Raw genomic sequence first — 24,642 nt, 5'->3', positions numbered from 1 at the left:
CCGATTCCTAGACGGTGCCCGCGAAAAAACCGTTAATCGCGGGGGGCGTGTTTCTGCAGTAGGCCGCCGGTCACGGGCGCCGTCACGCCCGTCGTGCCCGGGAAGGTGAGCGGCAGGCCGCGGAGCGAGCGGACGGCGAGATAGGCCCAGGCCTCCGCCTCCATGCTGTCGCCGTCGAGGCCGACCGCCTCGGCCGTCACCACCTCCGCCCCCTCCGTCTCGGCAAGCGCCGCAAGGTCGCCCATGATCACCCGGTTGAGCCGGCCGCCGCCGCACACGACATAGAGCTTCGGCCGCTCCGGCAGGTGGCGGGCCGAGCGCAGGATGGCGGCCGCCGTGACATGGGCCAGCGTGCGCGCACCGTCCTCCAGGCTCGCGTCCGGCCCCTCCGGCGGGCGGAAATCGTTGCGGTCGAGCGAGCGGCGCACCGGGTCGGTGAAGAAGGCATGGCCGAGATAGCGCTCCGCAAGGCCGGGATCGACGCGGCCCTCCGAGGCGATCATGCCGCCCTGGTCGTAGGGAATGCCGGCATGGGCCTCCACCCACTGGTCGATCAGCGTGTTGCCGGGGCCGCTGTCATAGGCGACGATCGCCCCGCCCGCGCCGATGAAGGTGATGTTGGAAATGCCGCCGATATTGACGAAGACGACCGCCTTGCCGGTGGCGCCGGAAAGGCCGGCGGCAAGCGCGGCGTGATAGGCGGGAATGAGCGGCGCGCCCTGCCCGCCATGCGCCATGTCGTTCGCCCGCATGTCGTAGACCACGTCGATGCCGGTCTCGCGGGCGAGTAGACCGCCGTCGCCGAGCTGCACCGTCAGGCCGGCATCCGGCCGGTGCAGCACGGTCTGGCCATGGAAGCCGATGACGTCGATGTCGGATGCCGCAAGCCCGTTCTCCTCCAGGAAGGCGCGCACGGCCTCGCCGTGGCGCAGCGTCAGCGCGCGCTCGATCTCGGCAAGATCGCCCGGCCGTTCGTCGCGCTTGCCGATCGTCTTGGCGGTCTCCAGCGCCCCTTGCAGGCGGCGGCGGAAGGTGGCGTCGTAGGGCCGCGCCAGGAAGGGGCCGCGCTCGACGACGGCCTCGCCATCCGTGCGCAGCAGCGCGACGTCGATGCCGTCGAGGCTCGTGCCGCTCATCAGACCGATCGCCGTCCGCAGTCCCGTCATGCCATCCGCTCCAGAATCACTTTAGGAGTGATTATGCGGTGAAACAGTGCTAAACGCCCGGCGGTCCGCCGGAAAATTATCTCCGGCCGCCAACATCCCGCCCAGAGCATCCCGGCAAGAGAGACAGGCCATGTCCGAATTCAAATCCGATTTCCTCCGCACGCTGAAAGAGCGCGGCTTCATCCACCAGATCTCCGATGAAACCGGCCTCGACGACCTTCTCGCCAAGGAAACCGTGACGGCCTATATCGGCTTCGATCCGACCGCGCCGAGCCTGCATGCCGGCGGCCTCATCCAGATCATGATGCTGCACTGGTTCCAGAAGACCGGCCACCGCCCGGTCTCGCTGATGGGCGGCGGCACCGGCATGGTCGGCGACCCGTCCTTCAAGGACGAGGCGCGCCAGCTGATGACGCCGGACACGATCGACAGCAACATCGCCAGCATCAAGAAGGTCTTCTCGAACTACCTCACCTATGGCGAGGGCCCGAAGGACGCGCTAATGATCAACAATGCCGACTGGCTGCTCGGCATCAACTACCTCGAATTCCTGCGCGATGTCGGCCGGCATTTCTCCGTCAACCGCATGCTCTCCTTCGACAGCGTGAAGCTGCGCCTCGACCGCGAGCACTCGCTGTCCTTCCTCGAATTCAACTACATGATCCTGCAGGCCTACGACTTCGTCGAATTGAACAAGCGCTACGACGTGCGCCTGCAGATGGGCGGCTCGGACCAGTGGGGCAACATCATCAACGGCATCGACCTCGGCCACCGCATGGGCACGCCGCAGCTCTACGCGCTGACCTCGCCGCTCCTGACGACCGCCTCGGGCGCCAAGATGGGCAAGTCTCTCTCCGGCGCCGTCTGGCTCAACCCGGACATGCTGTCGGCCTATGACTTCTGGCAGTACTGGCGCAACACCGAGGACGCCGATGTCTCGCGCTTCCTGAAGCTCTACACGACGCTGCCGATGGACGAGATCGCCCGGCTCTCCGCGCTCGGCGGCGCCGAGATCAACGAGGTGAAGAAAATCCTCGCCACCGAGGTGACGGCGATGCTGCACGGCCGCGAGGCCGCCGAGCAGGCCGCCGAAACCGCGCGCAAGACCTTCGAGGAAGGCGCGATCGCCGAGAACCTGCCGTCGATCGAGGTGTCCGCCGGTGAGCTCGAAGCCGGCATCGGCCTCCTCACCCTCGTCGTCAAGGCCGGCCTTGCCGCCTCCAACGGCGAAGCCCGCCGCCATGTGCAGGGCGGCGCGGTGCGCATCAACGACGCCGCCGTTTCCGACGAGCGCCGCCTCATCGGCACCGCCGACGTTTCGGGCGACGGCGTGATCAAGCTCTCGCTGGGCAAGAAGAAGCACATCCTGGTGCGCCCGGCCTGACCACCGCCTTCTCCGCCGTCATCCTCGGGCTTGACCCGAGGATCCATTCTTTCAACGGCTTGTGGATGGTCGGGTCAAGCCCTACCATGACGGAGGAGAGGTCTGCGGACTTTGTCGACAGCCTGAAGGCCGCCTCCGGGCGGCCTTTTTCACTGGAACTCGAAGATGTTGCGGAAGACGCCGGGGGCGATGATCGACAGCGGGTTGATCGTCAGCTTCGGCTTGTCGAAGGGGCCGGAGAGCTTGAAGGTGATGCCGATCAGGCCGCGGTCGTTGCCGTTGCCGAGCAGGATGCCGATCAGCGGCAGCTCGGCGAACAGCCGGTTGAGGCCGTAGGCCGGCATGAAGGTGCCGGTCATGTCAGTCCGGCCATTGGCATCGCGCACCGTACCCTGGAAGGTGGCGCCGACGGTTTCGCCGCGCACCACGCCGTTTTCGAGGCTCAGCGCGCCGCCGCCGGTGCGCACCTGGGCGAAGCCGCGGGAGAACTTCACCGCGCTCACGTCGATCTCGCGGCGCACCGCGTCGTTGAGGCTGCGCCCGCTTTCGCCCGCCGGCGTCGAGACCAGCGAGCGCAGCCGCTCTTCCCCGACGAGCGAGAAATTGCGGATGTCGACGGAGCCGCGCCAGATGCTGCCCGCCGTCTCGCGCAGGCGGACATTCAGGAGGCCGCCGCGCATGTGGCTGTAGATATCGGCAAAGCGCGCCACAGCGCCGGCATCGCCGCTGGTGAGCTGGATGGCGTCCGTGCCGCCGTTGCTGGCAAGCTGCGCCACCACGGGCGCGCCGCTCTTCGTCACCGCCGAAAGGTCCATGCCGGAAATGCGGCTGCCCGCCGTGCTGTAGCGGAAGCTGACATTGGAGAGCGTTTCGCCATTGAAGCCGATGGCCCGCGCAAGGTCGGCCCGGATGTTGAGGCCCTGCTTTTCCCCGCCGCCGCCACCGCCGCTCGCGGTCTTGAGGCGTGCCAGCACGGCGCGCACATCGGCCGCCTCGCCATCCGCCACGACCGTATAGCCGGATTTGCCCTGCTCCACCTTCAGCCGGAACCGGTCGTCGGCCGAGAGCCGGACGGTGGAAAAATTCGCCGCATCGAGCCGCGTGCCGCGGAAGCTGAGATTGCCCGCCACGGTGAACCCGTCACCGGCAAAGCGGAAATCGGAAATCCGGGTGACCCCCTCCTTCGTGTCCGCCGTCAGCGTCACCTTGCCGCCGATGCCCGCGCCCTTGGTCCAGCCGATCCAGGGTATGGAGACCGTGGCCGCCCCGACATCCGCCTCCACCGTGCGCGGCCCGTCGCCGTCCTGCTCCAGCCGCACCTCGACCGGGCCTTCCACCACATCCTCGAGGCCCGGCAGCAGCGTGCGGCGGTCCCTGTTGTCGAGTGTGCCGGACAGCACCGTCTTGCGCTTGAAACCGGCCGCCTTGCCGACGGGCTCGACGAGCTCCAGGTCGAGCGTCACGCCGTCGATATCGCCCCTGGCCTTGAGGTCGGCCTTCTGGGGATCGATGGCAAGGAGGCCGCGCAGGCCCGTCACGGTGCGCCCGGCAATCGGCTTGCCGACGTCGACGTCGTCCAGCGAGAGGGCCGCCGTCCACTGCGGCGGCGGCGGGTTGTGGGCGGAGATGACGCCGAAATGCGCCTTGACCTTGGCCTTCACCTGGCCGCTGAAGTCGTCCGGGGCAAAACCGGTGGCCGGCAGGGCGCGGATCGGCCGGTAGGTCACCAGCTCCGCAATGGCGTCGGCATTGCCGGCGACGTCGATGTCCATGTCCGCCATCAGCGGCTTGGTATAGTTGTCCGGCAGCACGAAGGTGCCGCCGGTCAGCGCGACGGAGCGGCCGGACGGGAAATAGGCCGTGCCGCCGTTGATCGCGATCTCCGTGCGCGGCCCGCGCAGGCGGAACTTCCCGGACGTGTCGCGCAGCGGCGGGATCTCGCCGGCGACGTTCATGCGCGCGCCCTCGATGTCGAAATCGATCTTCAGCTCCTCCGGGCCGAGATGCATCGGCACGCCCGGCAGGCGTTCGCGGCCTTCGGCGAGGTAGAATTCGATGCGGCCGTTGGTGACGGTGCCGCCGAAAATGTTCTTGATCACCCAGCTGCGCGCCGTCTTGGCCATCCAGAACGGCCAGAACTGCTTGACGGCGGCCGATTCCAGCTCGCTGGCGATCATCACGAAGCTGATTTCCGGGTCCCGGTCGCCGAAGCGCATGGCAAGGGAGCCGGCGACGTTGCCCTTCTCGCTGGACACCGCCATCTCCTCGAACAGCAGTTTCTTCGTCTCCGGGAGATAGTAGCCGTTGACCTTGGCATCGAAACGGATCGGCGCCTCGGTGGAATCGACGGGACGGCTCACCGCGTTGCTGAAGACGAGATCGATGGCAAAACCCTTGTCCGGCCGGTCGGAGATCCGGTCGAGGTCGATGAGGCCGCCGGTGAAGGGAAAATGCGACTGGCCGACGCCGGCATCCTGCGAGGCGAGCTCGATCGAGCCCTTGTCGAAATTGTAGGCGACCTTGAGGGTGGACGGGCGCAGCGCGGCGGCAATGCCGTCGCCATAGACCGCGCCGGCGGCCATGGCGACGTTGAGGCCGAGCACCGGCCTCGTGCCGGCGGCCTCGCGCACGGCATTCACCGAAACATCCGCCGTCGTGTCGATGCCGGCATGCACATTGCCGTTGACGTCGTTGCCGAGCAGGAACTTTCCGAGCGCCACATTGCGGATCGAGCCGTCCAGCGTGCGTACCGAACCCTCGGCGCCCGAGGCCGTCAGGTCGATCTCGCCCTCGGCGCCGTCCATCGAGAAATGCCCGTCGATCGACATGGTGCCGTCGCCGTCGCGGGTGAATTGCAGGCTGGCGATGGCCAGCGTCACCGCCTTGCCGTCCGGCCCCTGGAAGGTCGCGCCGAGATCGGCCACCTTGACGGTCTGCATGCCGTTGGCATCGATGAGGTGGCTGACGCCGTCGAGCCGCTCGAAGGTGGTTTCGAGATAGTCCGGCACGTCGGAAATGCGCAGCGCCGTCAGATCGAGCGGCTTGCTCTTGGGCAGCAGCGCCGCGTTGAACATCGCGCCGTCGACGTCGAGCCGCGAGACGGCAAGGCGGCCGACGGCAAGTCCCAGCGGATCGAGCACGATGCCGATCGAATCGGTCGCCGCCAGCTCCTTGCCCGATTCGACCTCGACGATCCGGACGTTCTCCGCCTTCAGCGCGAAACCGTTGAAGCCGGCAAGCCGCAGCACGGTATGATCGACGGAGGCGCGGTAGCGCTCCCCGAGCGCCTGGTTGAGGGCGGCGACGGCGCGGGCGTTCAGCGCGCTGTCGAAAATGCCCGTTTCCACGAGGCCGACAAGCACGGCGCCGAGAAACAGCACGAGTGCGACGGTGGCGGCGACGATGCGGCAGGCGATGCCGGTGCGGCTCGCCTCGACCGCGTGCAGGACGATGGGCTCGTGCGCCTGCGCGGACGGCAATTCATGCAGCGGAACGATGTCCTTTCTGCGGAACACGACTTTCTCGCCGCGGATTTCTCCCATCGTGCGATTGTTTCCTTTGCCCCTTTGTGCAGCGTTGTCCGTGGAATCGCTGCCTGTCGTCCGCTCGCCGCTGGACGATTCGGTGTGCCACTATATATGCGGGAAGCCGGCTCCTTGACTCAAAAAGCCGGCCAAAGAAAGGAAATCCCATGGCAGAACTGGCCCCGGGCACCGATGCCCCGGACTTCACCCTTCCGCGCGATGGCGGCGGCACCATTTCGCTCTCCGCATTGCGCGGCCGGCCCGTCGTCCTCTTCTTCTATCCGAAGGATGACACGGAAGGCTGCACGACGGAAGCGAAGGATTTTACCGCCGCGAAAGCGGATTTCGAGGCGGCCGGCGTCGCCCTCGTCGGCCTCTCGCCCGATCCGGTGAAGAAGCACGACAAGTTCGTTGCAAAACACGCGCTCGGCATACCGCTCGCCTCGGACGAAAGCCTCCAGACGCTGGAGGCCTACGGGGTCTGGAAGGAAAAGAGCATGTATGGCCGCACCTATATGGGCGTCGAGCGCACGACCGTGCTCGTTGACGCCAACGGCAAGATCGCCGAGATCTGGCCGAAGGTGAAGGTCAAGGGCCATGTCGAGGCCGTGCTGGAAGCCGCCAGAAAGCTTTAAATTCTAAAGGCAAATATTTGAAATGACGGAACTTCCACATATCGAAAGCCTCCGTGGCGGCACCACGGCTGCCATCGCGGCGGCCGATCTCGACCTGAAGACGGCGCTCGCGCAGGAGACGGCGCGCCGCTGGTTCGCCCGCACGCTTTCGATGCGCTCGCCCCGCGACCCGGCCCTGCCGGCGCGGCCCGGCCGGCCGGAAAGACCGGAGCTCATTCCGCCCAGGCACATGGAGAAGCGCTCGCTGCACACGCTGAAGGGCCGCATCGCGCTTCTCCATGCCCTGGCCCATATCGAGCTCAATGCCGTCGACCTCGCGCTCGACATCGTCGCGCGCTTCACGACGGAGCGCGTGCCGCATTCCTTCTTCGACGGCTGGATGCAGGTGGCCTTCGAGGAGGCCAAGCATTTCCGGCTGATCCGCGACCGCCTGCGCGAGCTCGGCGCGGATTACGGCGACCTGCCGGCCCATGACGGGCTCTGGCAGGCCGCGCACGACACGCGCAACGACCTGACCGCGCGCCTTGCCGTGGTGCCGCTCATCCTGGAGGCACGCGGGCTCGACGTCACGCCGACGCTGCAGGCCAAGATGCGCGAGACCGGGGACGATGCCAGCGCCGACATCCTCGACGTCATCTACAACGACGAGAAGGGCCATGTGGCGGTGGGCGCGAAATGGTTCCGCTTCCTCTGCGCCCGCGAGAGGAAGGATCCGTCGGCCACCTTCAGGGAACTGGTGCGCGCGAATTTCCGCGGACCGCTGAAACCGCCCTTCAACGACGTGGCGCGGGCGGAGGCCGGGCTGACGCCCTCCTTCTACCGTTCCCTCGTTTCCGTCAGCCAGAGCTGATATTCAACCCGCACAACCCTTCCGGGAAACGCTTTGTTAACCCTAACAATGTGTAATTCCCCGCACGAGACCTTGAGAATCGGTCGGGGAGTAGATGGTGGCGGAGCGTCCTGAAAACCGCGTCTTCGGAAAGCGTGCGCAGCAGCATGTCGTGATCCTCGCGAGCGGCGACAAGATCCGCCACATGACCATCCGTCCCTGGATGGCCGCCGTCACCTTCTGCTTTGCCGGCATGTTCACCGTCGGCTATCTCGCCGCCACCTCCTATCTCGTGCTGCGCGACGACCTGATCGGCGCCACCATGGCACGCCAGGCCCGCATGCAGCACGACTACGAGGACCGCATCTCCGCGCTGCGGGCGCAGGTCGACCGCGTCACCAGCCGCCAGCTCCTTGACCAGCAGGTCGTCGAGGAGAAGGTCGAGAAGCTGATGCAGCAACAGCTCGCCCTCTCCGCCCGCCACGGCAAGCTCGACGCGCTGCTGAACCGCGCGGAGAATGCCGGTGCGACCGGCACCGCGCCCCTGACCGATGGCACGCCTGTCGTCGACGGGCGCCGGGCCGATGCGGTGGGTGCCATCAACGCCATCATGGGCGCGACCGGCGCGCAGAAGAAGACGACGCAGCTTGCCTATGCCGCGACGAACGAATCGGTCGCCGATCGCGCCGACCGGCTCTTCTCCAAGGTCACGCTCTCGCTGAAGGACCTGGAACACGAGCAGATCGACCGCATCCAGACGCTGGCGGCCGGCGCCTCGGAGACCGCCGACGCGATCCAGGCCATCCTGCGCCGCACCGGCTTCGATGTCACCGAAACGGCGGCGGGCGGCGATTCGGAAACGGCGATCGGCGGCCCGTTCGTCGAGCCGGTCGACGTCACCGATCCGTTCGAGGCCTCGATCAACGACCTCGACGTCGCATTGGACCGCCTCGACAATGCCCGCCGCACGGCGCGAAAGCTGCCCTTCGGCAACCCCGCGCCCGCCAGCAGCATCACGAGCCGTTTCGGCAACCGCACCGATCCGTTCCTCGGCCGCCTCGCGCTGCATGCCGGCATCGACTTTCGCGCCCGCACCGGCACGGAGATCGGCGCAACCGGCGCGGGCACGGTCGTCGTGGCCGGGCGCAACGGCGGATACGGCAACATGGTGGAAATCGACCACGGCAACGGCCTGACGACGCGCTATGCCCACCTTTCCCGCGTGCTCGTCAGGGTCGGCGACCATGTGGAAGCCTCCACCCCGATCGGGCTTTCCGGCACGACGGGCCGCTCCACGGGCCCGCATCTGCACTATGAAGTGCGCCGCGACGGCAAGGCGCTCGACCCCATGCGTTTCCTCACTGCCGGCATGAAGCTGACGACCTATATGGATTGACGTAAGGCAAGGCGATACGCCTTGGTATGACAAAAATATCCGCCATCGGCTTCAAATCTCTCGCGGATTTACCAAATTCGCTGATTTCCTTGACTTTCCGGCACTTTCGGCATATTTGCGCTGCATCCTTGCGGCGATAGGGCCGCTGAACCTCATTGCGTTCGTAAGAACCGGAACGGAAACTGTTTTCCCTTTGACCACTTTTGCTGATCTTGGCCTGAGCCCGAAAGTCCTGTCCGCCGTCACCGACGCGGGATACACGATCCCGACCCCGATCCAGGCGGGCGCCATTCCGCCGGCCCTTGCACGGCGCGACATTCTCGGCATCGCCCAGACGGGCACCGGCAAGACCGCCTCCTTCGTTCTGCCGATGCTGACGCTGCTCGAAAAGGGCCGTGCCCGCGCCCGCATGCCGCGCACGCTCATCCTGGAGCCGACGCGCGAGCTTGCCGCCCAGGTTGCCGAGAACTTCGAGAAATACGGCAAGAACCACAAGCTGAACGTCGCCCTCCTCATCGGCGGCGTCTCCTTCGACGAGCAGGACCGCAAGCTGGAGCGCGGCGCGGACGTGCTGATCTGCACCCCCGGCCGCCTGCTCGACCATTGCGAGCGCGGCAAGCTCTTGATGACCGGCGTCGAGATCCTCGTCATCGACGAAGCCGACCGCATGCTCGACATGGGCTTCATCCCGGATATCGAGCGTATCGCCAAGCTCATTCCCTTCACGCGCCAGACGCTGTTCTTCTCGGCCACCATGCCGCCGGAGATCCAGAAGCTGGCCGACCGCTTCCTGCAGAACCCGGAGCGCGTCGAGGTGGCACCGCCCTCCTCCACGGCCAAGACCGTGACGCAGCGCCTCGTCGCCACCCACGGCAAGGACTACGAGAAGCGCGCCACGCTTCGCGATCTCATCCGCGCCCAGGACGATCTCAAGAACGCGATCATCTTCTGCAACCGCAAGGTCGATGTGGCGGACCTCTTCCGCTCGCTCGATCGCCATGGCTTCTCCGTCGGCGCGCTGCACGGCGACATGGACCAGCGGGCCCGCACGACGATGCTGGCCAATTTCAAGGAAAACAAGCTCACGCTGCTCGTGGCGTCCGACGTCGCGGCCCGCGGCCTCGACATTCCGGATGTGAGCCATGTCTTCAACTTCGACGTCCCGATTCATGCCGAGGACTATGTCCACCGCATCGGCCGCACCGGCCGTGCCGGCCGCTCGGGCGCCGCCTTCACCCTGGTATCCAAGCGCGACGGGAAGTTCCTCGACGCCATCGAAAAGCTGATCGATCAGAAGATCGAATGGCTGAGCGGCGGCATCGAAGACCTGCCGCCGCAGGCCGAGAGCGAGGAGCGCGAGCGTCCCCGCGGCGGCCGCGATCGGGGCGGTCGTGACCGCGACCGCGATCGTTCCCGTGGCCGCAAGGGCGAACCCCGCGCGACCGAAACGCGCATCGAGACCAGCGAGAGTGAAGAGAAGGTGGAAGCCGTGAAAGCTGAACGCAAGGCGGAAGGGCGGCCGCAGAATCCCGCTCGCAATCCGCGTGCCGCAAACCATAGCGCGCCGCGTCCGGCCAATGACGACAGCCGCGATCGCCGCAGCCGTTACCGCCGCGACGAGGACGACGGCCCGACGCCGCTCGGTTTCGGCGACGAGGTTCCGGCCTTCATGCTGATCGCCGGCAAGGCCTGATCTCCCGAATGTCCATTCCAGGCATCGATGTGCCAGGCCTCGGTTGCGGCCTGGCGATTTTGCGTGAGGGCAGGCTCCTGCTCTACCGGCGCCTGCGCGCGCCGGAAGCGGGCGCGTGGAACATCGTCGGCGGCAAGATCGACCACATGGAGCGCGCCGTGGATTCCGCCCGCCGGGAGGCGGAGGAGGAATCCGGGCTGACCATCGGCGCCGTCGATTTTCTCTGCGTTTCCGAACAGATCATCGCGGACGAACGCCAGCACTGGCTGTCGCTCATCTATGTGACGGAGGATTTCTCCGGCGAGCCGCGCGTCATGGAGCCGGAAAAGCTGCCGGAATTCGGCTGGTTCCCGCTCGATGCCCTGCCCGCGCCGCTCTCGCGCTTCGCCGCCGATGCGGTGAAGGCACTGCGGAAATGATCAGAACCGGGCCGTCGCACCGATGATGAAGGTGCGGCCGCGGCCGTTCTTGACGCCGCCGTAATTGTCCATCAGGCCGGAATTCGCCTTCATGTAGGTCGTGTCGAAGACATTCTCGACATTGAAGAAGATCTTGGCGTTCTCGTTGATCTGCCAGGAGGCATGCGCGTCGAACAGCGTATAGGCGTCGACGTCGAAGGCCATGCTCTGGTTGATATAGGCCTGCTTGCTCTTGCCGACATAGCGCATCCGGCCGCCGACCGTGAGCGTTTCCTCCAGGAAGCGCATGCCGGCGTCGATCGTCAGGAAGTCGTCCGGCAGCCGCCCCGTGTCGCTGCCGACGCCGGCGGCGGCGCCCTCCGGCTGCTTGGTGTCGGCAAGCGTCAGCGAGAAGCCGGCATAGTAGCGGCCGGCATCGTAGCCGCCCTCCACTTCCAGCCCCTTCATCACCGTCGTGCCGTCCACGTTGACCCAGCGCGCGGCGCCGTCCGTGTCGATGTCGTAGGTGATGTAGTCGCGGATGCGGTTGTGGAAGTAACCGACCTTCAGCCAGGCGGAATCGCCCGGCGTCAGGAGGTCGTCCGCCGTCATGTTGACGCCGAGCTCCCAGCCGCGGCTCTTTTCCGGCACGAGGTTGGGATTGTTGTTGATCGGGTCTGAGGAGCCGTCGAAGCTGTGGCCGCCGGGATAGAACATCTCGGCCGCCGTCGGCGGACGGGCGGTATGGGCATAGGTCACATAGGGCTGCAGCCATTCGAGCGGGCGCGCCGAGAGGGTGACCTTCGGGTTGAGGTCGCCGCCGTCGCGCGACAGCGTCTCCATCGGGCACGGATCGCCGCCGGCGGCACAGCCGTTCGTGCCCGGCGCGTCGTAGCCGCTGATGCCTTCGAGCGACCAGTAGTCGTAGCGCAGGCCTCCGGTCAGGTCGAAGATGCCGTGCGAGATCGTCGCCTCGCTGAAGACGCCCGCCTTCACCAGCGTCCCGTCCGGATTGGCGCCGCGCTTGGCGTTGCCCTCGTAGCGGTCGCGGCTGTAGGCGCCGCCATAGGTGAGCTTCAGCTCCGTTTCCTCGCCGAGATCGAAGCGCATGCGGTTGGAAATGTCGAAGCCGGTCGTCGTGTTGGTGCCCTTGCGGCCGTCGAACGTGCTGACATTGCCGTTGGTGCCGTCGAATTCGAGATCGGTGATGTTGAGATAGGCGTTGATCGAGAGGTCGATCAGGTCGCTGCCGGGCTGGTAGCTGTATTTCGCCGTATAGGTCTGGTTCTCGACGATCCAGTTGTAGCCGGAGCTGCCCGGCAGGAACTCGTTGCCGTACCAGATGCCGCCGAGCGACAGCTTGTGATCGGCGTTCGGCGACAGGTTGACCTTGAAGAGGCCCGATTTCGGGTGCTGGTCGCCGGCATTCGGGTAGAGAATGCCCGAGCCGTTCTCGTAGGGGCTCTTCTTCGTGTCGCTGAGCGCGCCGACGATGCCGATCTCGCCCTCGCCCATCTCGGTGCGCACGGCGCCGCTGAGGAGGCGCGAATAGTCGAAGCCGTTGGTGCCGGCGCGCACCGAGGTCATCACCCCGTAGTCCTTGCCGGGCAGCAGCACGTCGTCGACGTCGAGCGTGCGGAAATTGGCCGCGCCCGCCAGCGTGCCCATGCCCTCGGCACCCGAGACGGCGCCGCGCGTCACGTCGACGCCGACCAGCATGTTCTGTTCCACATAAAGCAGGCTGTCGAAGGTGCCGCCATGGCCGGAAAGGTTGCTGAAGGTCTGCGGCACGCCGTCGATCATGCTGTTGACGCGGCCCATGCCCTGCATGCCGCGGATGTTGACGGTGATGCCCGGCTGGTCCGCCGGCTCGCGCGTGAACGTACCCGGTGCGGAGCGCAGGACCTGCATCACGTCGCCGGCATAGCGGTCCTGGATCTTCTCGCGGTCGGCGGTCGAGACGCCGGCCGGAACGTCGACGATGCCGTCGCCATTGCCGTCGCCTTCCACGTTGATCTGCTGGAGATCGGTCGCCGTTGCGTCCTGCGCGGTGGCGGGTCCGGCGGCTGCCAGCAGCGCAAGCGCCATGGCCGTGCCCGCAAGAAGCGTCGACGCGTGAAAACGAACCTGTTTCATGGAGACCTCACCGCACTCTGCCAGCGCAATTTTGACGCGCGGACCGATCGGTAATGGACAACATGACAATATAAGTCAAGTTTGAATGCCGCGTTTTCCGGGCTGTGGTTATTTCGCCCGCAGCGCCGCCTCGTAGGCCCGGCGCACCCAGAGCGCCATGAGGTCGGGATCGTCGAAGGCCTCGTCCGGAATGGACCAGTAGGGCATCTTCACCGGCTTGCCGCTCTTGCCGTCATAGAACCATTGCCGGCAGCCGGCGGCCGCGAAATCCGGGGCGCTGACCGCGTCGGCCTTGAGCAGGATCTCGTCATAGACTTCCAGCGCCAGGATGCGGCCCTGGTGGTAGATGCCCTTGCCGCCGAACATGCGCTTGATCGTCACCGGTCCCAGCGCCTGGAACATCTCCTCGATCGCGTCCCGATCCATGCCCTACCCTTTCAGAACCCCGCCCGCGGCCAGCACCGCCTCCGGCGTGTCGACGTCGATATGCGCCGCCGCGCCGATCTCCACGTCGACGATGTCGAGCCCGGCGCTCTCGACGATATGGCGCGCGCCGACATCGCCTTCAAGCTGCAGGATCGCGGCGAAGGTGGTGCGTGGCAGCACGACGGGATTGCCGCGCTTTCCGCCGGAGACGGCCCGCACGATGGCATGCCCGCCGGCCGCAGCAAAGGCATCGAGCAGCCGGCGCACGTCCTCGCCGGTGACATGCGGCATGTCCGCCAGCATGACGACGACCCCGTCGCAGCCCGGACCGAGCGCGGCGACGCCCGCCCGCAGCGAGGTCGACATGCCCTGCGCGTGATCGGGATTGCGCACGAGATCGACCTTGAGGCCGGAAAGCTCCGCCTTCACCTCCTGCGCCCGGTGTCCCGTCACCACCAGCACGCGCGCCGGCCGGGCTGCCAGCGCCGCCTCCGTCGAACGGCGGACGAGCGCCTTGCCGTCGAAGGCGGCGAGCAGCTTGTGGCGGCCGTGCATGCGGCTGGCGCGGCCGGCGGCGAGCACCAGTGCCGCGACGGAGAGCGGCCGTTCCGCCGCGCGGGTATCACGCGGCTGCGGCCGGCTCGGGATTTCGGCGAGAAGGCCGCCGACGCCCATGCCGGTAATCTCGGTGGGGCCTGGCGTTTCCCCGGCGAGGATGCGGGCGAGGATCCAGTCGAAACCGTTTTCCTTCGGGCTGCGCGCGCAGCCGGGCGCGCCGATGACCGGCACCGCGCCCACGCGGCCGAGGACCAGCAGGTTGCCGGGATCGACCGGCATGCCGACATGCTCGACCACGCCGCCGGCGGCCCGGATGGCCGCGGGGATGACGTCGTTGCCGTCGGTGACGGCGGAGGCGCCGAAGACGAGCACGAGGTCGTTGTCGGCCGCAGCCATACGGATCGCCTCGGCGACGCCGGCCGCCTGGTGCGGCACCCGCACCTCTCCGGTCAGGCGGCTGCCGGAAGGATGCAGGCGCTGTTCGAGCAGCCGGCGCGTCTTGTCCATCACGGAGGGTTTCAGCGTCGGCAGTTCCGTCGCGACGAGCCCGACGCGGCGGGGCGCGAACGGCTTGACCTCCAGCGCCCGGCTGGAGGCCAGCACCGCCGCCGCTTTGCGCGCGAGATCGCCGGCCACCGCCAGCGGAATGATCTTGATCGTCGCCACCATGTCGCCGGCCGTCACGCTGGCATGGTCCGGCAGGGTGGCGATGGTGATGGCCGGATCGACCCGGTTGAACCGGTCGATGGCCGCCCGGTCGGCAACGAAGAGCCCGTTGGCGGCGGCATGGAGATTGATGCGGCCGGTCGCGGGCGGGGTGAAGGTCAGGTGGTCCGGCGGGATCGCCCCGGCGATCAGCGCCGCCGCCGCGTCCTCGTCGAGATCGCCGGCTTCGAGGCGCACGGCGATGACGGTCGCGATGCCGGCGGCAAGCAGCCCGTCGCAGTCCGCCTGCGTCAACACATGCCCCTTGTGCAGCGACAGGCCCGCCACGCGCACGCCATGCGCCAGCCGTGCGCCCAGCGCCCCGGACACCGGAACCTCCCCGAAGATCATGGTCCGGCCCCGAGAAGGGGGCGCCGGCGCAGATGCGCCACGATGTCGGCCAGGATGGCGACGGCGATCTCCGCCGGGCTCGCGGCGCCGATATCGAGGCCGATGGGCGCCGAGATGCGGGCGATCTCCGCCGCGCCGTGTCCCAGTGCCGTCAGGCGCTCGACACGCTTGGCATGGGTCTTCCGGCTGCCGAGTGCGCCGACATAGAAACAGCCGGTGGTGAGCGCCTGCGACAGCGGAAAATCGTCGATCTTCGGATCGTGCGTGACGGCGACGAGGGCGGTATAGGCATCGAGCGGCCGCGCCTTCAGCACATCCTCCGGCCAGTCGGCGACAAGGTCGATGCCGGCAAAGCGCTCTTCCGTGGCAAAGGCGGTGCGCGGGTCGATGATGGTGATGTCGAAGCCGGCGACGACCGCCATCCGCGCCAGCGCCTGGCTGATATGGACCGCGCCGATGGCGACGATGCGGGCGGGCGGCAGGTGGACATTGAGGAAGAATTTTCGATCCTCGACCTCCACAAGGCCGGACCGGCCGGAGCGGAAGGCGCGCGCGATCGCCTCGCCGAGCGGGCCGGCGACCGGATCGCCCTCGCGGATCACCCGGTCGCGCCCGTCGCCGAGATCGGTCAGGTGGATGACGGCGCGGCGGGCGGCGCGCTCCGTGTTCAGCTTGCGCAGCAGATAGGGATCCATCAGCCGACGCGCTCCACATAGACCCGGATGCGCCCGCCGCAGGACAGGCCGACGCGCCAGGCGGTCTCGTCGGCGACGCCGAATTCCAGGAGCCGCGGCTCGCCGTCCGCAATCACCTCCATCGCCTCGCCGATGACGGCGCCCTCGACGCAGCCGCCGGAAACCGAGCCGTGGAAATTGCCCGCGCCGTCGATCACCAGATGGCTGCCGACCGGGCGCGGCGCCGAGCCCCAGGTCTCGATGACGGTGGCGAGCGCCACCATGCGCCCGTCGTCCATCCAGCGTTCCGCGATGGCCAGCGGATCGAACACGTCGTTGGTCTCCATTCTCCCCTCCTCATGCCGCCGGCAGGAAACGCCGCGGATCGCCGGTGCCGCGCGGCGCCGCGACGGAAAGCGCCGCCACCAGGTCGGCCATGGCCTCCAGGTTGTGCACCGGCCGCAATTCGTCGACATGCGGCAGCATCGCCCGCACCCCGCGCGCCCGCGCCTCGAACCCTTCGAAACGCAGCAACGGATTGAGCCAGACGAGCCGCCGGCACGAGCGGTGCAGCCGGTCCATCTCCTTTTCCAGGAGGTCGATGCCCTCGCGCTCCAGCCCGTCGGTGATGAGCAGCACGACGGCGCCCTGCCCCAGCACGCGGCGCGACCAGAGCCGGTTGAATTCCTTCAGCGTCTCGCCGATGCGCGTGCCGCCTGACCAGTCGCTGACCGACTGGCTGCACGCCTCCACCGCGATATCGGGATCGCGGTGGCGCATCTGGCGCGTGACATTGCTGAGCCGCGTGCCGAACAGGAAGGCGTGCAGGCGGCGGCGATGCTCGCCGAGCGCATGCAGGAAATGCAGGAAGATGCGCGTGTACTGGCTCATCGAGCCGGAAATGTCGGCCAGCACCACGAGCGGCGGATGCACCGTCTTCGGCTCCCGGTGGCGCGGCAGGATCAGCGCGCCGCCGGTGCGCATGGCATGGCGCATCGTGGCGCGCGCGTCGATCGCCACCGGCCGGGTGGAGCGGCGGAAGCGGCGCGTGCGCACCTCGTCGAGAGGCAGCACAAGGCCGGCGATGGCACGCTTTGCGGCGGCAAGCTCGGCCGCGGACATCTGCGCGAAATCCGTCTTGCGCAGCACCTCGCTGCCGGAGGCGGTGAACCGGGCATCGACCTCGATGTCGGGCTCGTCGCGCAGGCGCCGCTCGTCCTGCCGGCCGCCGAACAGCGCATCGGAGACGCGCGTCTCGCCCGCCTTGCGCTTTTCCCGCTCCGCCTCGCGCCGCACCACCGGCGACATCAGCGCGATCATCTTGCCGACGAGATCGCGCGAGCGCCAGAACAGCCGGAACGCCTCGTCGAAGACCGCGTCGTCCTCGTGCCGCTTGACGAGCGTCGCATGCAGCGCCGTATAGAATTCCTCGCGCTCGCCGATGCCGATCGCCCGCACCGCCTCGATGGCATCCGTCACCGCCGCCGGCCCGATGCGCAGGCCCGCCTTGCGCAGCACGCGGGCGAAGAACACGATATTGTCGGCAAGCCGCCCTTCGAGAGCTGCGCCCGGCATGCCATTGTCCGCCGCCGCCGTCATCGCTCAGCCCGCCGCCGCCAGGTCGGCCTTCACGCCATCCAGCAGCCTGCGCCCCTCCGCGCCCTCGATGCGGGCAATGTCGTCCTGGTACTTGAGCAGCGTCCCGAGCGTGTCGGACACGGTTTCCGGGTCGAGCGCGACGCGGTCAAGCTCGGTGAGCGCGCTCGCCCAGTCGATGGTTTCGGCGACGCCCGGATTCTTGAAGAGATCGAGCCCGCGCAGCTTCTGCACATAGGCGACGACCTCGCGCGAGAGCGCCGCGTTGCAGCCCGGCACCTTGCGGCGGATGATCTCCAGTTCCTGCGCGGCGGCGGGATAATCGACCCAGTGGTAGAGACAGCGGCGCTTCAGCGCGTCGTGCACCTCGCGGGTGCGGTTCGTCGTGATGATGACGATGGGCGGCTCTGCGGCGCGGATGGTGCCGAGTTCCGGCACCGTCACCTGGAAATCGGACAACACTTCGAGGAGGAAGGCCTCGAAGGCCTCGTCGGTGCGGTCCAGTTCGTCGATCAGGAAGACCGGCGCCCGGCCGTCCGGCGAGGACAGCGCCTGCAGCACGGGGCGGCGGATGAGATAGCGCTCGGAGAAGATATCGGCCTCGATGCGGCCGCGATCCGTGGTTCCGGCGGCCTCGGCAAGGCGGATCTCCAGCATCTGCGCCGGATAGTTCCACTCATAGACCGCCGAGGAGATGTCGAGGCCCTCGTAGCATTGCAGTCGGATCAGCGGGCGGTCGAGCGCGGCGGCGAGCACCTTGGCGATCTCCGTCTTGCCGACGCCGGCCTCGCCCTCCAGGAAGAGCGGCCGCTTCATGCGCAGCGCGAGGAACAGGACGGTCGCCAGCGACCTTCCGGCGAGATAGTTGCCCGCCGCCAGCATGTCCACGGTTTCGTCGATGGATTGCGGTCTGTTTCCGCGTTGATAGGCCACGCCATTCCTCCGTCTGGAAGAACGAACTTATAGCGTGCGATAGCCCCGGTCCATATAGAGAAGGGCTTCCCCGGGCTCGCCGAAGGAGACGCCCATCACCTCGCCGATCAGCACCATGTGCGTCGCCATGACCTTGAGCTCGACAAGCCGGCAATCGAAGGCGGCCAGCGCATCCTTCAGCACGGGCGCGCCGGTCACCAGCTCCTGCCAGTTGCCCATGGCGAAGCGCTGCTCGGACGTCAGCGCCGGGTCGCGTCCGGAAAAGGCGTTGGCAAGCTCGATCTGGCTGCCCGAGAGCGTGTTGAGCGCGAAATTGCCGCTCCTGGAGAAGATCGCGTTCTTCGGGTTGGAGGCGTTGACGCAGGCGAGCACCATGGCCGGATTGTCCGACACCGAGCAGGCGGCGGTGATCGTCACGCCGCGCCTTTCGCCCGCATGCGCCGTCGTCACGATCTGCACATGGCCGGCATAGCGGCTCATCGCATCACGGTAGAGCGACGGGTCCAGCATCAATCTGTCCAACACGGCATTCTCCTTCACCACAGGTGATACATGGCGAAAGTGAAGAAAAATGTAACCCCCGTTCTCGAATTTTCCTGTCCCATCAGAGACAAGGCCGGGCTTTGCGTGGATATTTCTCTTTGACGCTGCCGGCCCGATCCTTACAAAGAGCGTCACCGCGATCGATGGATTGAGAATGAGAACCGCCTTCCTTGCCAGCCTGCTCGGCGCCTCGGTGCTTGCCGCCTCTTCCGCGGCCGCGGCCGGCCTCACCTTCGCCGTGGTTGCGCCGGCGGAAGGGCCGCTCGCCATCCTCGGCCAGCAGGTGCGCGACGGTGCCCGCTTCGCCGCGCAGGCGAACGGCGACACGGTGGTGGAAATTCCCGAGGCCTGCGACGAGAGCGACGGCGCGGCGATCGGCAAGGCGATCCTGGCGGCGGATGCCGTTGCCGCGGTCGGCTTCCTCTGCACGGAGGGGCTTGCGGCTGCCCTGCCCGCCCTTGCCGAGGCGAAGGTCCCCGCGATCACGCTTTCCGTGCGCTCGGGCATCCTCATGGAGGACGCGCTGAAGAAGAACTGGCCGCTCTTCCGCCTCGCCCCCGGCCCGAAGGCGGAGGCCGACAAGGCGGTCGAGGTCATCGTCCGGGACTGGAAGGCCGAGCCCTTCGCGCTCATCGACGACGGCACGATCCACGCCCGCGAGCTGGTCGAGACGATCCGCCTGCGGCTGGAGGAGGTCGGCATGAAGGCCGCCTTCGTCGATACCTATCGCCCGGCGCAGGAGCAGCAGCTCACCCTCGTGCGCCGCCTCGCCCAGACGGGCGTCACGCGCGTCTTCGTCGGAGGCGACCGGACGGATATGGCGGTGATCGCGCGCGATGCCAGGGCGGAGAAGGTGGCGCTGGCGCTCATCGGCGGCGAGGCCCTGATGGGCGCCGATCCGCTCGTGCCGATGACCGACGGCGTCGGGGCGATCGCGCTGCCGGACTACCAGGCCTTGCCGGAGGGCGAGGCCGTCGCGGCGGCGATGAAGGAACGGGGTATCGTCGCGGAAGGCTATGTGCTGCCGGCCCATGCGGCCGTCACCGTCCTTGCGACGGCGGCAAGCCGCGGCGGCGATCTTGCGGCGGCGCTTTCCGGCACGCCCTTCGCAACGGCAATCGGCACCGTCGCCTTCGGGGCCGACCACGAACTTACCGAAAATCCCTACCGCCTGCTCGTCTGGCGCGCCGGCGCCTTCGTGCCGGCGGAGGGAGAATGATGCGGCCCGGCCCGAAGAACCGCCTGACGGATGTCGCCGGGCTCACGGTCGGCAACGCCACGGATCATCGTCTCCGCTCCGGCGTCACCGTCGTCCTCTGCGAGGAGCCGGCGACGGCCGCCGTGCAGGTGCTGGGCGGCGCGCCGGGCACGCGCGAGACCGATCTCCTTGAACCGCACAACACGGTCGAGGCCGTCGATGCGCTGGTGCTGTCCGGCGGCTCGGCCTTCGGGCTCGATGCGGCATCGGGGGTGCAGGCGGGCCTTCGCGAACGGGGGCGCGGCTTTGCCGTCGGCCCGCACCGCGTGCCGATCGTGCCGGCCGCCATCCTCTTCGACCTGATGAACGGCGGTGCCAAGGACTGGGGCCGCTACCCGCCCTATCGCGAGCTCGGCCATGCGGCGCTTGCCGGGGCGGCGGCGGATTTTGCCACCGGCAGCGTCGGTGCCGGCACCGGCGCGCTGACGGCGACCTGCAAGGGCGGGCTCGGCACCGCCTCCAGCGTGGTCGAGGGCGGCTTCACGGTCGGCGCGCTGGCGGCCGTCAATGCGCTCGGCTCCGCCACCATCGGCGACACCCGGCATTTCTGGGCGGCGCCCTTCGAGGAGGCGGACGAATTCGGCGGCCTCGGCCTGCCCTTCCCGTTCCCGCCCGAGGCCCGCACGCCGCGCACGAAACTGTCGCTCCGGCCGAGCGGCACGGAGAACACGACGATCGCCGTCATCGCCACCGACGCCGTCCTCACCAAGGCCGAGGCCAAGCGGCTGGCGATCGCCGCCCATGACGGCTTTGCCCGTGCCCTCTGGCCGGCCCATACGCCGCTCGACGGCGACCTCGTCTTCGCGCTTTCGACCGGCAGGAGCGGCCGCCGGCCGGCGCCGGAGGACTTCATCACGCTCTGCGCCGCCGCCGCCGCCGCCATGGCCCGCGCCATCGCCCGCGGCGTGCACGATGCGACGCCGATGCCCGGCGATGTCCTACCGGCGTGGGCGCTGCGCTGATTCGGCCGTTGTCCGCCTTTGCCGGGAATGGTATGGCGACGCCAAATTCCTTCCTCACGGAGCCTGACATGACCCTTCCCATCCGGATCGCGCCCTCCATCCTCGCCGCCGACTATGCGAAACTCGGTCAGGAAGTGCGCGACGTCGTTTCGGCCGGGGCGGACTGGGTCCATCTCGACATCATGGACGGCCATTTCGTGCCGAACATCTCCTTCGGCCCCGACGTCATCAAGGCGCTGCGCCCGCACACCGACGCCTTCTTCGACTGCCACCTGATGATCGCGCCCGCCGATCCCTATCTCGAAGCCTTCGCGAAGGCCGGCTGCGACGGCATCACCGTGCATGCCGAGGCCGGCCCGCATCTCGATCGCTCGCTGCAGGCAATCCGCGCGCTCGGCAAGCGCGCCGGCGTGTCGATCAACCCCGCCACCTCGGAAAGCGTGCTGGACTACTTGCTCGACAAGATCGACCTCATCCTCGTCATGACGGTCAATCCCGGCTTCGGCGGCCAGAAGTTCATTCCCGCCATGCAGGAGAAGCTGCGCCGCGTGCGCAAGATGGTCGGCGACCGGCCGATCGACATTGAGGTCGACGGCGGCATCGCGGTCGATACGATCGCCCTGCCCGCCGCGGCCGGTGCCAATGTCTTCGTCGCGGGCTCGGCGATCTTCGGCGGCGGTCATGTTGACGCCTACCGCAAAACCATCGACACTCTGCGCAGCAATGCGGAGGGAGCGCGGGCGTGACGATGTTCCGGAAGGCGGCGAGCGCCCTTGCGGCATGCCTGCTGGCGGCGAGCACGGCCACGGCCGGCGATTTCTCCACCTTCCAGTCGCTCGGCTTCTCGCCGGACGGCAAGGTCTACGCCTTCGAGGAATTCGGCGTCCAGGACGGCTCGGGCTTTCCCTATTCCAACGTCTATTTCATCGACACGGAAAAGGACGCCTATCTCCCGGGCACGCCGGTCCGCGTGCGCATCGACGACGAGGCGGCGGATATCGCGAAGGCGCGCGCGCAAAGCCGCGACAAGGCCGTGGCGCTGATCGAGACGCACAAGGTGCTCTCCCATCCCGGCGTGATGGCCGCCTTCAACCCGATGGGCGAGGTCGGCGCCGACAGGAGCCGCATCGAATATCTGCAACACGCCATCGAACCGACGCCGGGCGGCAGCTTCGCCCTCGCGCTCGAGGAAATCCCGCTCGCGCTCTCCGAGAAGTGCCGCGACATCACGCCGGAGGGCGGCAAGGGGTTCCGCCTGAAACTCGTCATGCGCGACGGCGAAGCGGCCGACACGGTGGTGCACGAGGATGCGCGCGTGCCCGACAGCCGCGCCTGCCCGCTTTCCTACCAGGTTTCCGGCGCGCTCACCTTCAATCCGATCGACGGCGACCCGGTCCATGTCGCGCTCGTCCTGGTGCGCAGCTTCGGCTTCGAGGGCAGCGACGGCCGCTGGATCGCCGTGCCCTTCCGGCCCTGACCATGGAGCTGGCCGCGGCGGGACGGGACGGGCCCGATGCCGCAGGGCGGCAGCCGTCCGCGCCGATCTTCCCGTCGCTGCCGGTCTGTCTCGGCGGCGCCCTCGGCTGGGGCGCGCTGATGGCGGCCGGCGCCTTTCTGTCGCTGGCGCTGCAGGGACGCGCCGAAAACTTCCAGCTCGTGCGGATCCTCGCGATCTACTTTGCCGGCGGCCTTGCCGCCTGGCCCCTCGCCCTGCCGCTGGCCCGGCTCCTCACCCGCCACCGGCCGTTCGAAACCCGCTTTGCCGCCCATTTCGCGCTGCTCAGCCTCGGCACCATCGCCGTGACGGCCTTCTTCTTCGCCCTGGACTACCGGCTTTTCTACGCACAGTGGCACCATGCGCCCGGCACGCGCATCTGGATCTACCAGTTCGTCTTCACCATTGCCGGGGCCGTCTACCAGTTCCTCGTCATGGGCCTCAGCCTGTACCTGCCGGTCGGATTGCCCGTCGTTGCGGGCGCCAGCCTGTGGCTCTCCCGATCCATACGTTGAGCTTGCCGGCCATCTTTGCTAAAGCGGCGGCAATTCCCACACTGCCAAGGAAAGCCAAGAGCCGATGATCCCTCGCTATTCCCGACCGGACATGGTCGCCATCTGGTCGCCCGAAACGAAGTTCCGCATCTGGTTCGAAATCGAAGCCCATGCCTGCGATGCGCTCGCCGAGCTCGGCGTCATCCCGAAGTCGGCCGCCGAGACGATCTGGGAAAAGGGCGGAAAGGCCGAATTCGACGTCGCCCGCATCGACGAGATCGAGGCCGTCACCAAGCATGACGTCATCGCCTTCCTGACGCACCTTGCCGAATTCGTCGGCCCGGACAGCCGCTTCGTGCACCAGGGCATGACCTCCTCCGACGTACTCGACACGACCTTCAACATCCAGCTCGTGCGCGCCGCCGACATCCTGCTTGCCGGCATGGACCGCGTGCTCGCCGCGCTGAAGGCCCGCGCCTTCGAGCACAAGGACACGATCCGCATCGGCCGCAGCCACGGCATCCATGCCGAGCCGACGACGATGGGCCTGACGCTCGCCCGCTTCTACGCCGAAATGGACCGTGGCCGCGCCCGCCTCGTCGCCGCCCGTGCGGAAATCGCCACCGGTGCGATCTCCGGCGCCGTCGGCACCTTCGCCAATATCGACCCGCGCGTCGAGGAACATGTCTGCGCCAAGCTCGGCCTCGTGCCGGAACCGGTCTCCACGCAGGTCATCCCCCGCGACCGCCATGCCATGTTCTTCGCCACGCTCGGCGTCATCGCCTCGTCCATCGAGAACGTCGCGATCGAGATCCGCCACATGCAGCGCACGGAAGTGCTGGAGGCGGAGGAATTCTTCTCGCCCGGCCAGAAGGGCTCCTCCGCCATGCCGCACAAGCGCAACCCTGTGCTGACGGAAAACCTGACGGGCCTTGCCCGCCTCGTGCGCATGGCCGTCACACCCGCCATGGAGAACGTGGCGCTCTGGCACGAGCGCGACATCTCCCATTCCAGCGTCGAGCGCGGCATCGGCCCGGATACGACGATCACGCTCGACTTCGCGCTGAACCGGCTTGCCGGCGTCATCGAGAAGCTGGTGATCTATCCGGACAACATGATGAAGAATCTCAACAAGTTCCGCGGACTTGTTCACTCGCAGCGCGTCCTGCTTGCCCTAACGCAAGCCGGCGTTTCGCGCGAGGATTCCTACCGCCTCGTGCAGCGCAACGCCATGAAGGTCTGGGAGCAGGGCAAGGACTTCCTGGAGGAACTCCTGGCCGACGCCGAGGTGCGCGCCGCCCTCTCCGAGGAGCAGATCCGCGAAAAATTCGATCTCGGCTACCACACCAAGCACGTCGACACGATCTTCCGCCGCGTCTTCGGCACCGTGTAGCCCACGCTTTCGAGATCGGCCGGCGAAGCCTCTTCGCCGGCCGGCCCCTCTGTATTAGACTTCCCTTGCGTGCAATGGCGCACGTCTTCCCGG

At 67.7% G+C, this 24,642-nt stretch carries 22 protein-coding genes; 12 read left to right on the top strand and 10 right to left on the bottom strand.

Features of this window, described 5'->3' with window-relative positions; genetic code table 11:
- Positions 1–32: 32 nt before the first annotated feature.
- A complete protein-coding gene (locus MUU56_RS00855; protein WP_244765465.1) occupies positions 33–1,166 on the bottom strand; it encodes an anhydro-N-acetylmuramic acid kinase in 1,134 nt (377 codons plus the stop codon).
- A gap of 130 nt (positions 1,167–1,296) precedes the next feature.
- Between MUU56_RS00855 and tyrS the strand changes: the two genes are divergently transcribed.
- Positions 1,297–2,550: a tyrosine--tRNA ligase gene (gene tyrS / locus MUU56_RS00850; RefSeq protein ID WP_244765464.1), complete on the top strand. Its 1,254-nt coding sequence runs from the start codon at positions 1,297–1,299 to the stop codon at positions 2,548–2,550.
- A gap of 149 nt (positions 2,551–2,699) precedes the next feature.
- Here the strand turns inward: tyrS and MUU56_RS00845 are convergent, their stop codons facing one another.
- Positions 2,700–6,065 carry a DUF3971 domain-containing protein gene (locus tag MUU56_RS00845; RefSeq protein ID WP_244765463.1) on the bottom strand — a complete coding sequence of 1,122 codons (3,366 nt, stop codon included), beginning with the start codon at positions 6,063–6,065 and terminating at the stop codon, positions 2,700–2,702.
- A 176-nt stretch (positions 6,066–6,241) separates the two neighbouring features.
- Between MUU56_RS00845 and MUU56_RS00840 the strand changes: the two genes are divergently transcribed.
- From MUU56_RS00840 to MUU56_RS00820, 5 genes are all read left to right on the top strand, one after another.
- The gene (locus MUU56_RS00840) at positions 6,242–6,709 is read left to right on the top strand and encodes a peroxiredoxin (protein WP_244765462.1); all 468 of its coding nucleotides are present in this window, start codon (positions 6,242–6,244) and stop codon (positions 6,707–6,709) included.
- 22 nt (positions 6,710–6,731) lie between these two features.
- A complete protein-coding gene (locus tag MUU56_RS00835) occupies positions 6,732–7,559 on the top strand; it encodes a ferritin-like domain-containing protein (RefSeq protein ID WP_244765461.1) in 828 nt (275 codons plus the stop codon).
- A gap of 97 nt (positions 7,560–7,656) precedes the next feature.
- Positions 7,657–8,934 carry a M23 family metallopeptidase gene (locus tag MUU56_RS00830; protein WP_425314242.1) on the top strand — a complete coding sequence of 426 codons (1,278 nt, stop codon included), beginning with the start codon at positions 7,657–7,659 and terminating at the stop codon, positions 8,932–8,934.
- Positions 8,935–9,127: 193 nt separating this feature from the next.
- Complete coding sequence (locus tag MUU56_RS00825) at positions 9,128–10,627, top strand: DEAD/DEAH box helicase (protein WP_244765459.1); 1,500 nt, start codon at positions 9,128–9,130, stop codon at positions 10,625–10,627.
- Between the two features lie 8 nt (positions 10,628–10,635).
- Positions 10,636–11,046 carry an NUDIX domain-containing protein gene (locus tag MUU56_RS00820; RefSeq protein ID WP_244765458.1) on the top strand — a complete coding sequence of 137 codons (411 nt, stop codon included), beginning with the start codon at positions 10,636–10,638 and terminating at the stop codon, positions 11,044–11,046.
- Here the strand turns inward: MUU56_RS00820 and MUU56_RS00815 are convergent, their stop codons facing one another.
- The 8 genes from MUU56_RS00815 to MUU56_RS00780 all read right to left on the bottom strand — a co-directional run bounded on the left by MUU56_RS00815 (position 11,047) and on the right by MUU56_RS00780 (position 18,914).
- Positions 11,047–13,161, bottom strand: a complete 2,115-nt coding sequence (locus MUU56_RS00815; RefSeq protein WP_244765457.1) for a TonB-dependent receptor domain-containing protein — start codon at positions 13,159–13,161, stop codon at positions 11,047–11,049. It abuts the gene before it with no gap.
- Positions 13,162–13,269: 108 nt separating this feature from the next.
- Positions 13,270–13,587, bottom strand: coding sequence for a TfoX/Sxy family protein (locus MUU56_RS00810; protein ID WP_064330117.1), 318 nt, complete (start codon positions 13,585–13,587; stop codon positions 13,270–13,272).
- A 3-nt stretch (positions 13,588–13,590) separates the two neighbouring features.
- Complete coding sequence (locus MUU56_RS00805; RefSeq protein ID WP_244765456.1) at positions 13,591–15,201, bottom strand: NTP transferase domain-containing protein; 1,611 nt, start codon at positions 15,199–15,201, stop codon at positions 13,591–13,593.
- Positions 15,198–15,896, bottom strand: coding sequence for an XdhC family protein (locus MUU56_RS00800; RefSeq protein WP_244765455.1), 699 nt, complete (start codon positions 15,894–15,896; stop codon positions 15,198–15,200). The genes MUU56_RS00805 and MUU56_RS00800 overlap by 4 nt, the downstream gene beginning before the upstream one ends.
- Positions 15,896–16,222 carry an XdhC family protein gene (locus MUU56_RS00795; RefSeq protein ID WP_244765454.1) on the bottom strand — a complete coding sequence of 109 codons (327 nt, stop codon included), beginning with the start codon at positions 16,220–16,222 and terminating at the stop codon, positions 15,896–15,898. The genes MUU56_RS00800 and MUU56_RS00795 overlap by 1 nt, the downstream gene beginning before the upstream one ends.
- A gap of 10 nt (positions 16,223–16,232) precedes the next feature.
- Complete coding sequence (locus MUU56_RS00790) at positions 16,233–17,450, bottom strand: vWA domain-containing protein (protein ID WP_244765453.1); 1,218 nt, start codon at positions 17,448–17,450, stop codon at positions 16,233–16,235.
- Between the two features lie 27 nt (positions 17,451–17,477).
- Positions 17,478–18,353, bottom strand: a complete 876-nt coding sequence (locus tag MUU56_RS00785) for an AAA family ATPase (protein ID WP_064332513.1) — start codon at positions 18,351–18,353, stop codon at positions 17,478–17,480.
- Between the two features lie 78 nt (positions 18,354–18,431).
- Complete coding sequence (locus MUU56_RS00780) at positions 18,432–18,914, bottom strand: flavin reductase family protein (protein ID WP_244765988.1); 483 nt, start codon at positions 18,912–18,914, stop codon at positions 18,432–18,434.
- 187 nt (positions 18,915–19,101) lie between these two features.
- Here MUU56_RS00780 and MUU56_RS00775 point away from each other — a divergent pair, with 187 nt between their 5' ends.
- The 6 genes from MUU56_RS00775 (at position 19,102) to purB (ending at position 24,549) form a co-directional block, all read left to right on the top strand.
- The gene (locus MUU56_RS00775) at positions 19,102–20,166 is read left to right on the top strand and encodes an ABC transporter substrate-binding protein (protein WP_244765452.1); all 1,065 of its coding nucleotides are present in this window, start codon (positions 19,102–19,104) and stop codon (positions 20,164–20,166) included.
- Positions 20,163–21,167, top strand: a complete 1,005-nt coding sequence (locus MUU56_RS00770) for a P1 family peptidase (RefSeq protein WP_244765451.1) — start codon at positions 20,163–20,165, stop codon at positions 21,165–21,167. Before MUU56_RS00775 ends, MUU56_RS00770 begins: the two co-directional genes overlap by 4 nt.
- 68 nt (positions 21,168–21,235) lie before the next feature.
- Positions 21,236–21,913: a ribulose-phosphate 3-epimerase gene (gene rpe / locus MUU56_RS00765; RefSeq protein ID WP_244765450.1), complete on the top strand. Its 678-nt coding sequence runs from the start codon at positions 21,236–21,238 to the stop codon at positions 21,911–21,913.
- Positions 21,914–21,915: 2 nt separating this feature from the next.
- Positions 21,916–22,644, top strand: coding sequence for a DUF2259 domain-containing protein (locus tag MUU56_RS00760; RefSeq protein ID WP_244765987.1), 729 nt, complete (start codon positions 21,916–21,918; stop codon positions 22,642–22,644).
- A 2-nt stretch (positions 22,645–22,646) separates the two neighbouring features.
- Positions 22,647–23,177 (top strand): hypothetical protein, encoded by a 531-nt coding sequence (locus MUU56_RS00755; RefSeq protein ID WP_244765449.1) that lies wholly within the window; start codon positions 22,647–22,649, stop codon positions 23,175–23,177.
- 64 nt (positions 23,178–23,241) lie between these two features.
- Positions 23,242–24,549, top strand: coding sequence for an adenylosuccinate lyase (gene purB, locus MUU56_RS00750; RefSeq protein WP_244765448.1), 1,308 nt, complete (start codon positions 23,242–23,244; stop codon positions 24,547–24,549).
- The last annotated feature ends 93 nt before the right edge of the window (positions 24,550–24,642 follow it).

This window comes from Shinella yambaruensis, assembly GCF_022899355.1.
In the GTDB taxonomy this organism is placed as follows: domain Bacteria; phylum Pseudomonadota; class Alphaproteobacteria; order Rhizobiales; family Rhizobiaceae; genus Shinella; species Shinella yambaruensis.
The sequence above is the reverse complement of the archived record's forward strand: the minus strand, read 5'-3'. Positions and strand labels throughout refer to the sequence as shown.

Coding starts and splice junctions, on each gene's coding strand:
- MUU56_RS00855 (WP_244765465.1), bottom strand. CDS start 1,166: ATGACGGGACTGCGGACGGCGATCGGTCTGATGAGCGGCACGAGCCTC.
- tyrS (WP_244765464.1), top strand. CDS start 1,297: ATGTCCGAATTCAAATCCGATTTCCTCCGCACGCTGAAAGAGCGCGGC.
- MUU56_RS00840 (WP_244765462.1), top strand. CDS start 6,242: ATGGCAGAACTGGCCCCGGGCACCGATGCCCCGGACTTCACCCTTCCG.
- MUU56_RS00835 (WP_244765461.1), top strand. CDS start 6,732: ATGACGGAACTTCCACATATCGAAAGCCTCCGTGGCGGCACCACGGCT.
- MUU56_RS00820 (WP_244765458.1), top strand. CDS start 10,636: ATGTCCATTCCAGGCATCGATGTGCCAGGCCTCGGTTGCGGCCTGGCG.
- MUU56_RS00815 (WP_244765457.1), bottom strand. CDS start 13,161: ATGAAACAGGTTCGTTTTCACGCGTCGACGCTTCTTGCGGGCACGGCC.
- MUU56_RS00810 (WP_064330117.1), bottom strand. CDS start 13,587: ATGGATCGGGACGCGATCGAGGAGATGTTCCAGGCGCTGGGACCGGTG.
- MUU56_RS00805 (WP_244765456.1), bottom strand. CDS start 15,201: ATGATCTTCGGGGAGGTTCCGGTGTCCGGGGCGCTGGGCGCACGGCTG.
- MUU56_RS00800 (WP_244765455.1), bottom strand. CDS start 15,896: ATGGATCCCTATCTGCTGCGCAAGCTGAACACGGAGCGCGCCGCCCGC.
- MUU56_RS00795 (WP_244765454.1), bottom strand. CDS start 16,222: ATGGAGACCAACGACGTGTTCGATCCGCTGGCCATCGCGGAACGCTGG.
- MUU56_RS00790 (WP_244765453.1), bottom strand. CDS start 17,450: ATGCCGGGCGCAGCTCTCGAAGGGCGGCTTGCCGACAATATCGTGTTC.
- MUU56_RS00785 (WP_064332513.1), bottom strand. CDS start 18,353: ATGCTGGCGGCGGGCAACTATCTCGCCGGAAGGTCGCTGGCGACCGTC.
- MUU56_RS00780 (WP_244765988.1), bottom strand. CDS start 18,914: ATGCTGGACCCGTCGCTCTACCGTGATGCGATGAGCCGCTATGCCGGC.
- MUU56_RS00775 (WP_244765452.1), top strand. CDS start 19,102: ATGAGAACCGCCTTCCTTGCCAGCCTGCTCGGCGCCTCGGTGCTTGCC.
- MUU56_RS00770 (WP_244765451.1), top strand. CDS start 20,163: ATGATGCGGCCCGGCCCGAAGAACCGCCTGACGGATGTCGCCGGGCTC.
- rpe (WP_244765450.1), top strand. CDS start 21,236: ATGACCCTTCCCATCCGGATCGCGCCCTCCATCCTCGCCGCCGACTAT.
- MUU56_RS00760 (WP_244765987.1), top strand. CDS start 21,916: ATGTTCCGGAAGGCGGCGAGCGCCCTTGCGGCATGCCTGCTGGCGGCG.
- MUU56_RS00755 (WP_244765449.1), top strand. CDS start 22,647: ATGGAGCTGGCCGCGGCGGGACGGGACGGGCCCGATGCCGCAGGGCGG.
- purB (WP_244765448.1), top strand. CDS start 23,242: ATGATCCCTCGCTATTCCCGACCGGACATGGTCGCCATCTGGTCGCCC.